The sequence below is a fragment of the Paenibacillus sp. FSL R7-0198 genome (genome assembly GCF_038000415.1).
Lineage (GTDB): Bacteria > Bacillota > Bacilli > Paenibacillales > Paenibacillaceae > Paenibacillus.
On record NZ_JBBOCB010000001.1, the window covers coordinates 5375398 to 5392650 of the forward strand.

17 protein-coding genes and 1 pseudogene are annotated in these 17253 nt (G+C 47.9%); 8 read left to right on the plus strand and 10 right to left on the minus strand.

The features are described 5' to 3' along the window. Positions 1-38: 38 nt before the first annotated feature. The 7 genes and pseudogenes from MKY87_RS23370 to MKY87_RS23400 all read right to left on the minus strand — a co-directional run bounded on the left by MKY87_RS23370 (position 39) and on the right by MKY87_RS23400 (position 5524). Positions 39-902 (minus strand): helix-turn-helix transcriptional regulator, encoded by an 864-nt coding sequence (locus MKY87_RS23370; protein ID WP_339785393.1) that lies wholly within the window; start codon positions 900-902, stop codon positions 39-41. A gap of 18 nt (positions 903-920) precedes the next feature. Further along, a complete protein-coding gene (locus tag MKY87_RS23375) occupies positions 921-1322 on the minus strand; it encodes an NUDIX domain-containing protein (RefSeq protein WP_339790744.1) in 402 nt (133 codons plus the stop codon). A 210-nt stretch (positions 1323-1532) separates the two neighbouring features. After that, positions 1533-2021: pseudogene (locus MKY87_RS23380) on the minus strand (GNAT family N-acetyltransferase); the annotation flags it as partial. Between the two features lie 149 nt (positions 2022-2170). Beyond that, positions 2171-2581 carry a flagellar basal body rod protein FlgB gene (gene flgB, locus MKY87_RS23385; RefSeq protein ID WP_036610664.1) on the minus strand — a complete coding sequence of 137 codons (411 nt, stop codon included), beginning with the start codon at positions 2579-2581 and terminating at the stop codon, positions 2171-2173. 183 nt (positions 2582-2764) lie between these two features. Further along, the gene (gene speD, locus MKY87_RS23390; RefSeq protein ID WP_036610662.1) at positions 2765-3580 is read right to left on the minus strand and encodes an adenosylmethionine decarboxylase; all 816 of its coding nucleotides are present in this window, start codon (positions 3578-3580) and stop codon (positions 2765-2767) included. A 157-nt stretch (positions 3581-3737) separates the two neighbouring features. Continuing rightward, complete coding sequence (locus MKY87_RS23395; protein ID WP_026081201.1) at positions 3738-4316, minus strand: DUF1273 domain-containing protein; 579 nt, start codon at positions 4314-4316, stop codon at positions 3738-3740. Positions 4317-4375: 59 nt separating this feature from the next. Then, positions 4376-5524: an RluA family pseudouridine synthase gene (locus tag MKY87_RS23400; RefSeq protein WP_340966390.1), complete on the minus strand. Its 1149-nt coding sequence runs from the start codon at positions 5522-5524 to the stop codon at positions 4376-4378. Positions 5525-5714: 190 nt separating this feature from the next. On the opposite strand from MKY87_RS23400, the gene MKY87_RS23405 reads away from it, so the two are divergent. Continuing rightward, positions 5715-6122, plus strand: coding sequence for a hypothetical protein (locus MKY87_RS23405; RefSeq protein ID WP_340966391.1), 408 nt, complete (start codon positions 5715-5717; stop codon positions 6120-6122). A gap of 216 nt (positions 6123-6338) precedes the next feature. Here the strand turns inward: MKY87_RS23405 and MKY87_RS23410 are convergent, their stop codons facing one another. Beyond that, on the minus strand, positions 6339-7049 hold the full coding sequence (locus tag MKY87_RS23410) for a GT-D fold domain-containing glycosyltransferase (protein WP_339785388.1): 711 nt from the start codon (positions 7047-7049) through the stop codon (positions 6339-6341). Positions 7050-7361: 312 nt separating this feature from the next. Between MKY87_RS23410 and MKY87_RS23415 the strand changes: the two genes are divergently transcribed. The 6 genes from MKY87_RS23415 (at position 7362) to MKY87_RS23440 (ending at position 13437) form a co-directional block, all read left to right on the plus strand. Next, positions 7362-8051: a glycosyltransferase gene (locus MKY87_RS23415; protein WP_339785386.1), complete on the plus strand. Its 690-nt coding sequence runs from the start codon at positions 7362-7364 to the stop codon at positions 8049-8051. An 18-nt stretch (positions 8052-8069) separates the two neighbouring features. After that, the gene (locus MKY87_RS23420; protein WP_339785384.1) at positions 8070-9059 is read left to right on the plus strand and encodes an SDR family NAD(P)-dependent oxidoreductase; all 990 of its coding nucleotides are present in this window, start codon (positions 8070-8072) and stop codon (positions 9057-9059) included. A 66-nt stretch (positions 9060-9125) separates the two neighbouring features. Continuing rightward, positions 9126-10655, plus strand: a complete 1530-nt coding sequence (locus MKY87_RS23425; RefSeq protein ID WP_340967535.1) for a nucleotide sugar dehydrogenase — start codon at positions 9126-9128, stop codon at positions 10653-10655. Continuing rightward, positions 10642-11388, plus strand: a complete 747-nt coding sequence (locus MKY87_RS23430) for a class I SAM-dependent methyltransferase (protein ID WP_340966392.1) — start codon at positions 10642-10644, stop codon at positions 11386-11388. The genes MKY87_RS23425 and MKY87_RS23430 overlap by 14 nt, the downstream gene beginning before the upstream one ends. Before the next feature lie 477 nt (positions 11389-11865). After that, on the plus strand, positions 11866-12975 hold the full coding sequence (locus MKY87_RS23435; RefSeq protein ID WP_340967537.1) for a glycosyltransferase family 2 protein: 1110 nt from the start codon (positions 11866-11868) through the stop codon (positions 12973-12975). A 147-nt stretch (positions 12976-13122) separates the two neighbouring features. Then, positions 13123-13437: a hypothetical protein gene (locus MKY87_RS23440; protein ID WP_340966393.1), complete on the plus strand. Its 315-nt coding sequence runs from the start codon at positions 13123-13125 to the stop codon at positions 13435-13437. 321 nt (positions 13438-13758) lie between these two features. On the opposite strand, the gene MKY87_RS23445 is transcribed toward MKY87_RS23440, so the two are convergent. Next, the gene (locus tag MKY87_RS23445) at positions 13759-14283 is read right to left on the minus strand and encodes a DUF5412 family protein (RefSeq protein WP_340966394.1); all 525 of its coding nucleotides are present in this window, start codon (positions 14281-14283) and stop codon (positions 13759-13761) included. 17 nt (positions 14284-14300) lie between these two features. After that, positions 14301-15170, minus strand: a complete 870-nt coding sequence (locus tag MKY87_RS23450; protein WP_340966395.1) for an AraC family transcriptional regulator — start codon at positions 15168-15170, stop codon at positions 14301-14303. Positions 15171-15284: 114 nt separating this feature from the next. Here MKY87_RS23450 and MKY87_RS23455 point away from each other — a divergent pair, with 114 nt between their 5' ends. Continuing rightward, on the plus strand, positions 15285-17129 hold the full coding sequence (locus MKY87_RS23455; RefSeq protein ID WP_340966396.1) for an ABC transporter ATP-binding protein: 1845 nt from the start codon (positions 15285-15287) through the stop codon (positions 17127-17129). Positions 17130-17253: the final 124 nt, after the last annotated feature.

Consider the following 17253-nt stretch of genomic DNA (forward strand, 5'->3'; position numbering starts at 1 on the left):
AATTATAGATGTTCCTCTTCAGAGGTTCTTCTTCATAATCACCTTTTTGCTCGTAGCTGAGAAGGAGAGCTATGGAAGCGTCTAGTGAATAATGAACTGAACGAACCGAGGCTTTCGAAGCCCACATCATAACAGATATTGGTGACAGACCTGTCCGAATCTAGCAAAAGCCCCTTCGCAGCCAATAGTCTACATTCAGTCAGATAACGATGGGGTGAAGTACCAAACAACTTTTTATAACTGCGTAGAAAATGATTCACGGATAGTTGTGCAGCCGCTGCTGTCTGTTCTAGCGTTAACGGCTGATCATAGTAGGCGGAGATATACTCATGCCCGATATACACTCTTCGGTACAACTCTTCTCGGGTTGAACGTCTGATCATATCCAGTTCGTTGATCTCTTGCTGAACGTTACGGTGTAGATCCAGCATGTGAACAGCAAGCTGATGAAGCTGCTCCGCTATTGCCCAGGAATCCAGCGTGTCTTGACTGTAGAAATTACGCAAATGATTCAGGGCTGCGCCAAGCCGATTATCCATCGCGTATGTACGTTCTACCCACTCCATCTTGTTTGAGGATGAATAACTATACGGCTCATCAAGTAGCTGAAGATCACTGGTAATTAGATTCCGGCCGATCTCTTCCACATAACCAGGAGGGAAGAAGATACAGAAGGATTCAACTGGAGTAGATGAATCAATGTGAAGACTATATTCCTGGCCCTCATTCAGAAGCAAATAGTTCTCATTATTGACTGCGAAGTGACCGCGCCCCGCTTCATAGAGCGTTTTTCCGTTATGGAATGTTTTCAGTGATAGCGAGCCGCTGCCTTTCCAATCGAATTGGGAACTCGATTCATGCAGAATGAAGGGTACAGGTCGAGGAAGAGGAATCTCCAACACTTGCAAGCACCTCCAAGCTTAATTCTGGTTATATAACTTCTTCACAGCTTCCAGCCCAGGTATGGCAAAGCAGGCGAGTGGAGAGGGCAGATCATGGAGTGGGAACCAGCCGATCTCACCAATGGCTCCGCCTTCTTCCAGATTACGAGCATGGCCGCCAATCACCTTGGTGGAATAGAGCACGGATATCCAATGTTCCTTCTGCTCTGGCTGGATCGTCTCCGCCGTACAGAGCAGACTGTCGATGGCGATATCCAGATTCACTTCCTCCTTGATTTCACGGATGACGGCAGTCTCCAGTGATTCATAGGGATCTACTTTCCCGCCAGGAATACTCCAGGTGTGCTGCTCGGGCTGACGATTTCGCCAAGCGAGAAGCACTTCGCCCCGTTCATTCAGGATGACCGCACCTACACCGATGCGAGGTGAAATTTCAGATTCACCTTTTGGAACTGAGCTTAATTCCGACAGGGACAGCGCAGCTTGTTCGTTCCCGTTACGTTGTGTAAAACCACCCGCGTCCATATCCCCAGATTGAGGAGTGTGAGTAGACTGGAATGACAATGGAAGCCCAGACTGTGCCGACCATTCTTCGGCAAGGATACTCATCGAGATCAGGTCGTAATGCATGCCATCCCGCAAAACTGCAGAGCGCTGGCGACCCTCTTCCCGAAATCCAGCTTTTAGATACGCACGTCTAGCCGCTTCATTGTATTCGATGACTTCCAGCGCAATACGGTTCAGGTTCAATTCGTGGAAGCCATATCGAAGAATCAGAGCTAAGGCATCGCTGCCGTATCCTTTACCCCGATCATTTTCTTCGCCGATACCAATGGCCAGACGAGCGGAGCGATTGTTCCATTCAATCCGGTAGAGGGCTGTGAATCCAATGAATCGGTTACCCTCCAGTGTACGTAATGCAAATTCAAATCCGTTGTCTCGGCGGACAGAGGAGGAGCCTGTCTCATCCGGCGTTAACGGAATAGCGATATCAGTATCCATATTGCGCAAATATTCATAATCATCTGTGAAGCGGGAGAGACGCATGCAATCTTCCGGGCATGGGGCCGCTAATCTGACTTTGGATCCTTGAAAACCATTTAAATGACGTGGAGCCATGTTGCACCTCTTTTGTTCGATATGAAATCAATCGTTTCTCCCCATTATACTACGAACAGGAGCGGATACCGAAAATTGGCACAAAACGAGCTACACTCAGGGGAAAAGACCATAAAAAAAAGCAGCCATCGCGGGCTGCTGTACATTCATTATTTCAAATCATTCAATAAATTTTTCATTTTTTTGTAGTGTCCACTGACCCGATCAACCATGTAGTTATACATGAGCTGATTCTCCGAAAGATTAGCCATTTCCTTGTCAATGTCAACGTTATTGTTGTTATTGTTCATGGCTGTTTCGTTGTTCTCGACAATTCGGTACTGTACGATGGAAGAATTGGGATCACTGATAGGGAAGTGTTTGTCATGAGTCCGCTTCATGGCGAGCTGATCGGTTTTGCCATTTTCAACGATACGTCTAAGCTCTTCCTGAAACTCTACCGTTTTCTTTTTGTAGTTGGGCGTGTCTGCATTGGCAATGTTATTGGTGATGGCATTGTGTTGTGCAGTAAGCGCTTGTAACAGTGATTCGTTACGTCTTGTTGTATTCGTTTCGATCACGGGCTCAGTCTCCTTCACTGTAGATTGTACAGTTACTTCTATAATAAGAAATAAAGTTGCACACTGTCAACAAAACAAAGAAAAAGACAAGCACATGCCAGAGGTCCCCCGAAAAGAAGAACCCTGCCTTCATGAAGTCTTGTCTTAGACCTTGCCCTTATGGATCAGCGTTGAACAACCTCTTTAAGAGGGACGATTAATATTTTTGCCGTAATAGATCTCGTCCATCTCCAGCTTCAGCCACTCCGTAATCTCCTGTTGTTCCTTCTTGCTGAGCTTATCTTTGGTGTACCCGAACAGATAATTGTCGAGATCGAATTCCCGCAGTTTACACTTGGTATGAAAAATGTTTTCCTGATAGACGTTGACGTCAATCATGTCGAAGCTACTCTTGATCTCGTCCGGAATATAATTCTGTATTGAGCCGATCTCATGGTCAATGAACAGCTTACGTCCGCTCGTATCCCGCGTGAAACCACGTACCCGGTAATCCATCGTCATAATGTCCGTATCAAACGAGTGGATCAGATAATTCAGCGCCTTGAGCGGTGAGATCTCACCGCAGGTGGAGACATCGATGTCCGCACGGAAAGTACTGATGCCTTCGCTTGGGTGAAATTCTGGATAGGTGTGCACGGTGATATGGCTTTTATCTAGCTGCATAACAACGTTATCTGGCAGAGGGCCGGGAGATTCATCGAGTGATTCCTCGGGGATTTCCACAATCGGGCCTTCCGAAACGAGCATCGTCACACTTGCACCTTGAGGCACGTAATCCTGTTGCGCAACATTCAGGACATGAGCACCAATGATGTCAGAGACGTTGTTCAGAATTTTACTCAGCCGGGCGGCGTTATACTGTTCATCAATATATTCAATGTAAGCTTCGCGTTCGTCTTTGGTTTTGGTATAACAGATATCGTACATATTAAAGCTGAGCGACTTGGTCAGGTTGTTAAATCCATGCAGTTGAATGCGCTGCTCTGGCGTAATTGTCATGGTTGCAGTTCCCCTTATCCCATACGACATATCATCGCAGTTATAATACTACTTATACCCAACCTGCCTCGAAAAAAAACATATGTACGTCATTCGAAATACGATTCCCCTCTGGTGAAAGCTATGCATGAAAGGACTTCAGATGATCTACATTTTTTCAGAATGAAGAATCGTCGAAGTCCGCAATATCGTTCATGCGCTCATCCTCAGCTACAGATTGAATATCCTCTGAAGTAACACTGATGATTGTATAGTCCTCGTTCTGCTGTTTCTTCACGGCTTTTTCCTTCACAAATCGGGGACTGCCTTCCCCGGCATCTTCGTCATAGACGAGCAGAAGACCGTCGCTTTTACGCAGCAACAGGTCATCCCGGGCAGTGAACTGCCACGGTCCAATATAAGGCTGATTGCTAATCGCACCGTAATAGTCCACACCCGAGAGGATGGAACGGTAATACTCCTGCTTGTCTTCTTTCCATTGTTCCTCGGGGTTCTGAAAGGCAGTAATGATCGATAGTTTCAGATGTGGATACGTCTTCTTCAGATCAATCACGACTTCACAGGCCCACAGATCCACACCGTATTGTCCCGGCGTCAGCACCCATTCCAGACCATCCTCGACAAGAGGTGTGAGGCGGGAAGAGATGGCTTTTTTGATAAAAGGAATACCTTCATGTTTCTGTCCAAAAATCTGCAATTCATGTGCCCGGTAACCGGTGATTAACAGGTTTTTCAGTGTCCGTTCCTCCTTTCAGGCATGATCAATCGATCAGTCGATTCTATATAACGATGCAGTTATTTCACAGGTGGAGCTTCTGCACGGAACGGATACAGGAATGGCTTTGGAATATCCGTTTCGAATGACATTAACTCATCCGTTGTGGGATGGATAAATGAGAGTATACGTGCATGAAGTCCGAGACGGCCGAGATCTCTTGTACGTGCACCATATTTTCTGTCACCAGCAATCGGATGTCCGAGATCTTCCATATGCACACGAATCTGATTTTTACGCCCTGTCTCCAGACGCACTTCCAGCAAGGAGAACTCACGGTTCGACTTCAGACGTTTGTAATGTGTAATCGCATGTTGTCCATCATTTGGACGAGAGCTGGAGTACATTTTCAGCGTTTTGGTTTCCTTCAGCCAGGAAGAGATGGTGCCTTCTTCTTTGGCTACTGCACCTTCAACAAGGGCAACGTAGACGCGGTCCTGCACATTTTCTTTCCAGTTGTTTTGCAGCTTCTGCTGTACCTCTTCACTTTTGGCAAACATCATCACACCCGACGTATCCCGATCCAGACGATGGACAACAAAGATCCGGTTGAGCGGATTGGTGCGACGCACATGCTCTGTCAGTTGGCGGTATGCCGTCAGGTCATCCGTCTTGTCAGCGGCAATGGACAATAGTCCGGCTTCCTTACGGATCACAATGATATCATCGTCTTCATGCAAAATGTTAATACCCGTCAAGGACGGAGCAGCGACTGCACCTTCTTTTCGAATATAGACAATCTGACCTGGCGTCAGCGCTTCATTAAACTTGGTTACGACCTTCTGATCCACGGACACCTGTCCACGACCCAGAATGGACTTCACCGCGTTCCGTCCTGATTTCAGATGCTGCAACAGGAAGTTCAACAGTTCGTCCGGTTCGGTTACTTTGTACTGGCGTGGTGGTTCCTGCTTGCGATAATAGGAATTACCCGGCCGTTTGGATGCACTGGCATTTTTGGATTTGTTACCTCCAGTTTTCTTCGGTGCGGCCGAGGATTTGGCAGCTAGTGGTTTCTTATTTTCCTCCGTATTGCGTGATGCGGAAGCTCCTGATGATTTTGCAGATGAGAAGTTAGACTTGCCGGAACGTGCTGAAGATGAACCTGCGTAAGATTTCCCCTTGGCCGAGGCCGATGTCTTGCTGGTTGGACGTTTGCGTTTATTCATGAATAATAATCTCCTTCTGAACAGCCTGTACCGCTTGTGTGCATACGATCCGTTCATTTTCGTTATGCAGTTCAATATACCATTAACAGTCGACAAATAAAAATAGGTTCATGCAATCTGCTATACATCCAATCATAAGAGTAGTGAGATTCATAGGATAGGGTATCCCATAGCATTGGAGGTGTTACTCATGGGCGTGTTTCTCGATATGAGAACTTCGATGAACTCGGGAACAGTTGGACAGCCCGGTTTGTCACTGTCAGAATCCCCGACAGCTTTCGGCACCATTGGTCTACAGACGCAGGGTGTGGTGAATCCCATTATTACGTTGAACGGGACAGTAGGTGTTACGGGAGAACTGGGAGATACCTTTGTTGTGGAGCTTGTGCGGGGTTTTTTATATGATCCTTTCTATATCATCTACCGTGCTGAAGGTACGATTGGACAGAACGGAGGTGCCGAATTTCATTCGTTCACAGCTCAGGATCTGTCTGCACCACCAGCATTGGAAAGTGTGTATACTTCGTTCATCTCGGGCGTGTCCACAGCAGTAAGAACCGGGCCGGAGATGTTATACGGTATTGCAGCCACCGGTTAGTAGTGAAAGGCGAAATATAACAGGCAGAGTGCTTCGTCATCACTTTGTTGACGGCAGAGTTCGCTTCATACCCCAGAAACGCAAGACAATGCAGCGATAGGTTTCGACTAGCGCTCAGCAAGAAACCCCCGGCTTAAGAAGTCGGGGGTTTTTGCCGTACAAGTATCTGCGCGACTCAATACAACTCACGAATCTAAAGTTTGGAACTGTCCAGGATCAGTTGGCACGGCCTTTCAGAATGATGTTGTTGGCTTTGCCAAAGTCGATGGCAACTTTGCCTGCGAGTGCAGCTGTTCGCTCCGCAAGGATAACCGCGTTGACGCCACAGGAGAAGAGAGCAACATCGAAGGTATGTTGATTATTCTGAATCCAGTGCAGCGTTTCATCCATCTGATCATAGCTGTCGAAGGGCAGGGCAGTCACAATGTTCAGATTATACGGCTCACGTTCGAGCATGACACGCAGAGCCTCAATCTCACGAGTAACGAGTAACACACGCTTGCCTGCAAGCATCTGCCAGAAACGTGGGTTCTGCGCCAGTTCCCGATTAACACAGGCATGACAAGTCATCGGAGGAGAGATGCCAAAGTGTGCAAATACCATATCGGTCAGGGGTCTTTTGAGATAATCCGGAGCATTAATAGTGTTGTCACCACGAGGAAGAATGCCCACGATATCGGCACGTTGCAAGGAAGCGGCGACTTCATCCCGGAGTTTCGGGTTGGGCAGACGAAGTCCCTTTTGCCCTAAGTTGGCTTTCTTGGCCCAACGCTCCTGAAGGACCTGTTCCGTGGGCCATACGGTTTCTTGAGACATGACGATATTCTCGCCATCACCGACTCTTACAAGAGACAGCGGTCGGTGTTCCAGGAGTGCCACTTCGAGCTGATCAAGCACACCTTCCATTTCAAGATAGATCGAATTCATTCGATGGGTTGCCTCCTTTGAAAATTGAACTGTTCTATTCTATGTTGCGACTACAGTTACGATATGTACGTTCGACCCGAAGGGCGCCATCTTTGGTTGTATATCAATCTATTTATAGGAAAGTTAGTACATCTGTCGGTACCGCTTCTATCAACGTTTCATACGTTATAGAGTGCTGGATTCACAAGCGAGATGTGGCTTGTAAACGATCAGATAGATAGAAGATGGTCTTCGTAGGAAGACGGCATCAAAACTATGAAAACAGTCTGTATCCGACAAACGGAACATGCAGCGTACATGAGGAGGAGTGTTATGTCCAGGAAAGTTGTGATTGAGATTAACTTTAACAATTACGGAATGGACCCGCAGCGATTGACGCGAGAGTGGCTTGAGCGTCGGATGAGCATCTTCCGCACGTTCACATTGCATTGCCTGAAGGCACAGACGAATCAGGATTTCCTCACAGTGGTGAAGTTGTCCAAGGAATCCGGGGAATTAATGCAGGAGATTCTGGCGGGTCAGGAGCCGCTTCCTTCCAATATTCGTTTTGGAACCAATATCGAGAGTGTGCGTGCCATTTTGGCGTTTGCCAAAGGTACGGAGCAGCTATATATTGCCCGTCTGGATTCGGATGATCTGTATCATAAAACCTTTGTTCAACAGCTCTACGATATTCAACCACAGCCGCAGACGATGGCACTGATCAACCAGAACGGATATCTGTGGGACAGTGTGAATAACGAGATGGCCCCAGCGTTTCACCGTTCTCCACAATTCTATGTCTACTTATATCAGACAGCCGAATACGCAGCAGGATACCGGGTCAAGCTTCCGGGCAGAGGTACACATGGCAATGTCATTGATCTGCCGCATGAGCTCCTTGCTCCGCGTAATTATGTCAACATCGTACATTCGAACAATACTTCAATCAAAAAGGTACCGCCCAAAGACCGGTTAAGCCGGGATGAGATGGCACAGGTACTACGCGAGTTCATGATCTGATCAGGGAGGGATTCATCCATGATTCAAGGACAAACAATTCTGATCACCGGAGGAACGGGCTCCTGGGGTCAAAAGCTGACTGAGGTGCTGCTGGAGCAGAACCCGGCTGAGATTCGCCTCCTGTCACGTAATGAATACGCCCAGATTGCGATGCAGCGAGAGTTCAACCATGATCCGCGTCTGCGATTCATCATTGGGGATATCCGGGATTATCGGGCAGTGGAGGATGCCTGCAAGGGCGTGGATGTGCTCTTCCATCTGGCTGCGCTGAAGCATGTCCCGGTCTGCGAGGACCAGCCGGATGAAGCGTTCAAGACCAATGTGATCGGGACGCAGAATATTATTCGGGCTGCGATACGTATGCAGGTTGCCAAAGTCATCGATGTGTCCACCGATAAAGCGGTAGATCCGATTAACGTATACGGCATGACGAAGGCATTGGGTGAAAAAATGATGATCCGTGCCAACTTTCTAAGTGAAGGTACTCGATTTGTCTGCATCCGTGGGGGCAATGTGCTTGGAACCAGCGGTAGTGTCGTGCCTCTGTTCCGTCGTCAGATCGATGAAGGCAAAAGCCCGACCATTACGGACAAAGGCATGACCCGTTTTTTCCTGACGCGTACCGAAGCTATACATTTACTGCTTAAAGCGGCTGAGGCGGCTGTAGGCGGAGAGACTTTTGTGATGAAAATGAAAGCTTGCAAGATGACGGAACTTGCATCCGTCATGTTGGAACAAGCAGGCCGTCCATCCTTCGATTATAAGATGACGGGAATACGTCCAGGCGAGAAATTACATGAAGTCCTGATCTCGCCCTTTGAAGCGCCGCGTACGTACCAATACGATGCGCAGTATTATGTGATCCTGCCGGAGCACAAGGACAAGAGCTTGACGGATCAGTACAGCAGTCTGCCTCGTGTGAACTTCTCCGAGTATCGCTCGGACAGTGACATGATGAACAAACCGGCGATTGCCCGGTTTTTGCGTGCAGGGGGCTATATCGATTAGGGTGTGTCTCAAAACTCGTTCGGAGTTCTCAGACACGCCCACCGAAGGGAGGCGGAGCGTTTGGAGGTGGAAGGAATGGAAGAGAGTCATCAGCCTGAGCAGAACGAAGGAAATGAAGAGTTACAGCAACGTACCCTAATACAACATATTAATGACCGCTCCCTGAAAGCTGTTGTCATCGGTCTCGGTTATGTTGGTTTACCCATGGCCGTAGAGATGGCACAGGCTGGTTATCAAGTCCACGGGATTGACATCGATACTTCGAAGGTAGCTAAGCTGCGTGCCGGGCATTCGTATGTCATAGGCATAGAAGATAATGTTGTGCAGTCGCTTATGCAGGCTGGGTTATTCAAGGCAAGCACCGATTATGCAGCGGTGGCGCAGGCAAATGTCATTGTAATCTGTGTGCCTACCCCACTGACCGCTGAGCATCAACCGGATATCTCGTATATCTCGGCGGCGGTGGATGGCATGACTCCGTATTTGCAGGAAGGCAGCCTGGTTATTCTGGAAAGTACGACCTATCCGGGCACAACGGAGGAACGCGTGAAACAACCGATTGAAGTGGCAAACGGCTGGAGAGCTGGAGAACAGTTCTACGTCTGTTATTCTCCCGAGCGGGTAGATCCGGGCAGTGTGCATTATGGTGTGAAAAATACCCCAAAGATTATTGGCGGTTCCACACCTGCTTGTCTGAATTATGGTAAACAGTTCTATGGCTCGTTCCTCAACGAAGTTGTTCCGGTTAGTTCAACGACGGTAGCAGAGACGGCAAAACTGTTCGAAAATACATTCCGCAGTGTAAATATTGCCCTTGTGAATGAGCTGACCCCAGCCTGTGAACAGATGGGGGTAAACATCTGGGAAGTACTGAATGCGGCGGCAACCAAGCCATTTGGTTACATGCCATTCTATCCCGGTCCCGGAATCGGCGGACATTGTATTCCAATCGATCCGATCTATCTGTCCTGGGCTGCAAATCGTCAGGGATCGGAGTTGCAATTCATTCAGCTGGCGGATGCAACCAATCGGCAAATGCCAGAGAGAGTGGTAAAACGTGCCGCTGAGCTGTTGGAGCAGAACGGTGTATCTGTGCGGGGAGCACGTGTTGTACTCGCGGGTATGGCTTACAAAAAAGACATTGACGACTTGCGCGAATCGCCTGCGCTGGACGTCTTCCGGCTGCTGAGCGCAGCGGGCGCAGATGTGGTTTTTACCGATCCAATGGTGCCTGTCTTCCGCAAGGATGACGGTACAGTGCTTCACGCTAGTCCGGCGGTGCCGGAATTGTGGACAGGAGCTGATCTGGTGATCATCACCACGGATCATTCGGGATTTGATTATCAGGAGATGGCAGATCATGCAAAGCTGATTTTTGATACACGCAATGCAACGGCCGGATGCCACGGGGGAAATATTGTGGTGCTGGGTCAGCCTGTACGGCATGAGGCGAAGAGAGTTTACGAGCAACAGGAACGAGTAGAAGGGTCCGGGCAAAAAGAGGAAGTCAAGGTGGCAGTCGAGGGCGCCGTAACTCGTCGTGAAGCTGCGATCGATCCCGACGAGGATCAGGGAGATGCCCATGGCAAATCATGATCGGGTAAGCGAACGCTATTACGGCGAGATTAATTCGGAAGATTCTCATGAAGCGACGAGAACGCGTATCCATTGGATGTGCCGTGAGGCAACAGGCAAACGCATCCTGGATGTCGGGTGCAGTCAGGGAATTACGTCGATTTTACTGGCACGTGAAGGATTTCGTGTCACTGGTATTGATTTGGAGGAAGAGAGTATCCGGTATGCCCAAGGCGAGCTTGCCAAAGAATCCCGGCCGGTTCGAAACAATGTGGATTTTCGGATGCTAGATATTACGCAATGGAAAGTAAGAACTACTTTTGACACGGTGCTGCTTGGAGAAGTGCTGGAGCATTTTGCTCATCCGGAGACGTTGTTGATCCAGATTCATCGGCTGTTGCAGGAAGATGGGACGCTGGTTGTAACCGTGCCGTATGGGTATCACCCGTTTTATGACCATAAGCAGACCTTCTATGCGGGGAGTCTGGCGATGTGTCTAATGCCGTATTTTGAAGTCTTGAAACTGGAAGTTCATCATAAATATCTATGTTGCGTGGCCCGCAAACGGCGGAGTACACAACTGCATATGTCACCGACTTTGGATCAACTGTTGGAGTGGATGGAGCTGGATCATGTCCATTTTGCCGAGGTGGAGCAACAGCATCTCCGCGTAATGAAACAGCGCAAGAAGGCTCTGGACAGTGCGGTGGAGCAGGTGAAACGGCTTCGCCGTCAGGAGAGTGGGGAAGGGTAGCAGTGTTGTTTAGTGTGACGACAGAGCTATCCTATGTTCTAACGAATCTCACACGTCTTATGTTGGTGATTTAGAAGAGATGAGAAATGTAACGAATCTGAACGGCGTTATTTCATCCCAAAGCTACGCTAAACGACGAATGGATGCCTAAAATGTGAAAATAGCGGGTCTCAGATTCGTTACGTTTTCCAAGTGGCTAAAATGCGCCAAATAGCGTCACCTCAGTTCGTTAGCCACGGTGAAAATGATATGAATTCTGTATTAAACTTTGAGGTTTGTGGGAATGAGAGTGTGAAAGCAACTGCTTTGTAGTGGTAGCGCTGATTCTTGGTTTACAAGTTAATCGTAAGTTTTGAAGAGGGAATTGGAGTGGGTTAATACCAGTTCCTAGCCAACGAAAGAACAAATCCGTTATGAAATTTCGCAATACGCGTACGACAGGAAGGGGCTCAAAACGTGATCACCATCAGTCTGTGCATGATTGTGAAGAACGAGGAACGCACGCTGGCGCGCTGTCTGGACTCGGTTGCCGGCATCACGGACGAGATCGTCATTGTGGATACTGGTTCATCGGATCGTACGATGGACATCGCTGCGCAGTATACCAACCAGGTCTATACGTATGAATGGAAGGATGATTTTGCCGCAGCGCGGAATGAGTCATTCGCCAAAGCCACGCAGGAGTATATCCTGTGGCTGGATGCGGACGATGTGCTGCTGCCATCGGAACGGGCGAAGCTTGCGGTGTTGAAGCAGCAGTTGCCGTCGGAGGGGGAGACGGCAGCTGTGATCTTGAACTATACGCTGGCCGAGGGGGCGGAGGGAAGTCCACTTGTGACGGACCGACGCCTTCGTCTGGTCAAGCGGGACGCAGGGTGCCGCTGGCATGGCCGGCTGCACGAGCAGCTTAGCTTTCCGCGGGGCGAGGTCATTACGGCAGACATTGCCGTTACGCACCGCCGCGAAGCGGGACATCATTCGGCGCGAAACGTGCGCATTCTGCGCAAATGGATCGCCGAAGAGGGCGTAGCCCAAGGTCGTCTGCTGTTCTATTATGCAGGCGAATGTTATGACCGCCAGCGTTATGCGGCGGCGGCACGCGGGTACGCGAAGCTGCTGGAACAGCCAAGCGGTTACCGCGAGGATCGCCTGATTGCTTGCGCGCGGTTGGCGGAATGTTATGAACGACTGGGCAAGCAGGGCCATAAGCTCGGCGCATTGCTGCAGTCGTTCCAGTATGATCTGCCACATGCCGACTTCTGCTGTGCCATTGCGGCCTGTTTCCATGAGCGGCAGGAACCCGTCTCGGCGATCTACTGGTATATGCAGGCGGTAGACGTGAGCAGCCGTGATCCGGGACTGCGCCCGGTACCTGTGGCCTGTCGCACTTGGCTACCACATGCCCGTTTATCCCTTTGTTATGCCCATCTGGGCAACTGGGAGCACGCATTGATGCATAACACCAAAGCCCGTGAGTATTTGCCCAACGATCCCGGATTGCTTGCCAATCGGCAGAAGCTCGAAGTGGTGGTACGCAAAGAGATGAAAGAGCGGGAAGAACGTGGTGAAGTGTCACCTCGTAAGTAGGTAGATGAAGTGGGACAGATGAGGACAAAAGAGTTTGAAGCGGGAGTAGAGATAGAGAAGATAGATTGAAGCAGAAGTGAAACAACAACAAAAACTAACCGTTGCTGGTAGCATGCGATAGGGCGGATCAGTGAAAATAAGGGTTGAGTGGAAATAGAGTTTAAGGCACAATTGCGAGCAGAAGCAGAAGCAGAAGCAGAAGCAGAAGCAGAAGCAGAAGCAGAAGCAGAAGCAGAAGCAGAAGCAGAAGCAGAAGCAGAAGCAGAAGCAGAAGCAGAAGCAGAAGCAGAAGCAGAAGCAGAAGCAGAAGCAGAAGCAGAAGCAGAAGCAGAAGCAGAAGCAGAAGCAGAAGCAGAAGCAGAAGCAGAAGCAGAAGCAGAAGCAGAAGCAGAAGCAGAAGCAGAAGCAGAAGCAGAAGCAGAAGCAGAAGCAGAAGCAGAAGCAGAAGCAGAAGAGGTATAATGCTGCCATATGTTCTAAGTACGATAGCTACGAAGTTGTTAGTGAACGAGCATCTCAGACGACAATAAAGTATAAGTAAATAAACGATAACTTGTAGAACAAGAGCAGCCCCGCTTAACCGAAAGAGTCGGTGAGTGGGGCTTTTAATGCTTCTCGTGCCACGTGTATCTCCTACCATGATCTAATGAAGATTGGCATGTGGCGAAAATTTCACAAGGCATACAGAGCGTTGGAACTTCTGATGTACGGTGCAGTGAGTATTACGCGTCACAAGATGAGACTTCGAGTATTCAGGGCCGTCACATTAGCTGTTAAGTTATTTTAATTTTCGGGTGCCGGGCATCGCACAGACCGGTCCTTCATTCGTAAGCTTTTGCACGCCCAGCCCCATCCATCATATATTTCGTCATCGATGTTGAGAGTAATGGTCTCATCCGTGTATTCATTCCAGTTTTCAATCTGGAGTGTGTTTTCACTTTCCCATTCAAGATGGTTATTTCCGTGGTGCTCGGCACGATAGATCGTTTTTACCGTGGCGTCCTCAGGTGCATTTGTCTTCTTAACATCGACCCAGATTGTAACGCCGCCTGCCGCACCACCGTAAGGTATACCGTAAATTTCGGCAGTATAGTCACCATTACGTGAAGGCATGGAATAGCTTAATTCTCCTTTCTCAGAACGGTCAAACGTGGAGAAGTAAGGACGGAGCCAGAAATACAGGAATACAGCGGCAAACAGTACAAGAATCAACAATGTAAATGTAGTGAGAATAGGGTGTCTACTTATCCAAGGTTTGCGAGAATTTGTATTGGATGAACTTGAATTAGCTTGAGTATTTGAGTCCATAAGCATCTAACCTCCACCTACAGTGAAATTTGCTTTGCAGGAATATATATGTCCATCTCTCCGTAGTGGTCCTGAGCCAGACTGCCATCAATTCTTTCAAAATAATATGGATCACTCTTCTCGTACCCTGAATGGCTCTGCCAATATTCATCGATAAATGTCCAGACACTGTCCAGATGATCAATATTGATGAGACTTGGATGGAAATCACAGACAAATTTGAATACGGCATACTGGTTGGCCGGGACCTCAATTCCGTCCAGTTCTTCAGGGATATGATCCAGACGGGTGACCTCTACAGACGGCTGATATGTACTGTAATCCTCGTTAATTTCATTGGTAAATCCGATATATACGTTGGGTTGCAACACGTTAGGAATCGAATGAAAGTGTTTTTCAAAAAAGTCGTTGCCTGCTGAATTGGCTTCATAGTGCTCTTCATTATCTGCATACCGAATATGGGATCGCTGTCCAATGAGTTTCATAGCCGGTTTTCGTACATACGTTGGTTTGAAAATATATCCATATGGAAGCGTCGTGATCATGGACGAAGTCATGCGGGCTGTGAATTCAAGGTTTCCAGCTCCCTGTTTGCGATACTGCAGGGGTGTAATGCCGAAGGCTTGTTTGAAAGCACGTATGTAGGATTGTTCATGTTCAAAAGCGTAATGTCCGCTGATATCGATAATCTTCCAGTTCAGATTCACCAATTGCTCCAGGCTGCGTGCCAATTTGCGTGAACGAATGTATTCTCCAGGCAATTGTCCGCTGACATGTTTGAACATGCGATGCAGGTGGAATTTGGATATATGAGTCACAGATGCCAGATGATCCAGCGTTAATTTGTCTTGAATATGGTCTTCTATGTAGTCGAATAGCTTATCCAATGTGTCTAGCAGATCATGTTGCATATCAATCTCCCTACTTCTAATTGTACTTACAGCAATAAATGTTCATTTTTTCCTTATCACCGATGATATCATAACCAAGTACATAATTTAATGACAAGATTGGAGAAACCATCCATGTTTGCTGACAAAAGAACTTATACAACGTTAGGCATGTTAACTCGATTATGGACATTAACGGGCAAGTACCGTATGTTCATCATTCTGTTACTTTTCGCCGCATGTATGGTCTCCCTGATTGAGGTCGGTTATTTGGAATCGATCCGAAGACTGGTCAAAGGCGCGACTGAAGCACAGTTTTCATTACTTTACTCAGGTTTGATCATAGGCGTTAGCATTGTCGTATTACGATTGATTGTAACCGCATTCATGACGAGGGTCGAGACGTTATTCCAGCAAAAAACATTAATGTCTGTGCAGTCTCTACTGCTCTCCTCCCTTGGTAATACAGAGACACGTGATCTGGCACATTATCATACGGGTGACCTAACCTCCAGGATCTGGACTTCAGCCAAGGAAGCACAGAAGGGGATCAACCAACATGGCATTGAACTCGCCAAAAATATCATTCAGCTGATTCTTGCCTTTGCTTACTTCAGCTGGGTGAACTTGCCGCTGTCGTTAGCTATCATTGCATTCACATTGATCTATCCTCTTGTAACGGTAGGACTTGGTAAACGTCTACAAAGACGGCATGATCAGTTGAATGCCAGCGCAGCGTCAAGAGATGAGATACTAACTGAAATCATCCAAGCCCCAGTTGAGATCCGAAGTTACGGACTCGCGGGTTATGTACACCATCATTTTAAAGATCGAATGGATCAAGTGTTCAGACATACAATGTCTGTATCTGTGTTACAACGACTTTCGGAAGCAGCCGGACGGGTCTCGACGTATGGTGGCATGATTCTGATTCTCTATCTAGGGGGCATGCAGGTCCTGAATGGACATATGGATGTAGGCGGATTGGCAGCTTTTCTGGTAGCAAGCAGTCAGTTAACTCGTCCGATTGAGTCGTTATCTGGGCTGTGGAATAATTTTATTGGTTCGGCTTCTCATGCGTCCAGAATCTTTGAAGTGTTGGATTTGGAGAAAAAGAACACGGTTGCTAATACCAGTACAAATACATATGTACGGTCCGATACGCATTTAGGGCAGCTTGAAAAGCAATCTAAACCAGCTGGCATCAACGTGCAGCATGTGTCTTACAGGTATGCGGAGCAAGAAGAAGTGTTAACAGATATTTCTTTTGAGGCCAAGAAAGGAAAGCTTACTGTGATCACGGGGCCAAGTGGATGTGGGAAAACCACGTTATTGAAATTAATAGCTGGATTAGATACACCGGTTACTGGTTCGATTAAGGTCATAGATCAGAAGAATTCACTGAAGGATATGCATGAAGTTCAGCCAGCGCATGTTAATCAGGTGTATGTTCCGCAACAAGCCTTTATTTTCACAGGTACAGTGGAAGAGAATATTGTTTTTGGACAAGAGGGGGTATCTGCCGATCAAGTAGAGGTTGCGGCCCACATGACGCATGCACATGACGCGATTATGCGTCAATCACTCGGCTATGGAACAGAGCTTCAGCCACAAGGCGGGACGATGTCGGGTGGAGAGCTTCAGCGTATTAGTTTAGCCAGAGCGATGCTGAGGAACCCGGATATTCTATTGTTGGATGAACCGACGCCATCTCAAGACCCGTGGCATGAGCAACGATTGAATGAACTCTTTGCCCGAATCACTGCTGACAAAGGCACAACGGTTATTGCCGTTACTCATCGATTATCGCTGATCGAACTGGCGGATCAGGTCATCTATATTCAGAAGGGACGCGTGGAAGATACAGGGACCCATCGTGAATTGCTGGATCGTGCAAACGGATATCGAAGTTATATTGCGGAGCAGGATACGGAAGTGGAGGGACAGCATGAGTAACAAGATTGAAGATGCAGCATATGCCGATGACGTTGAAATGAAGAGCAGTCATGAGAAAAGTGGAGCATATGAAATAAATGAAAATGAAAAGTCTGAAATAGAAGCTCATCATCAGATGAACAAA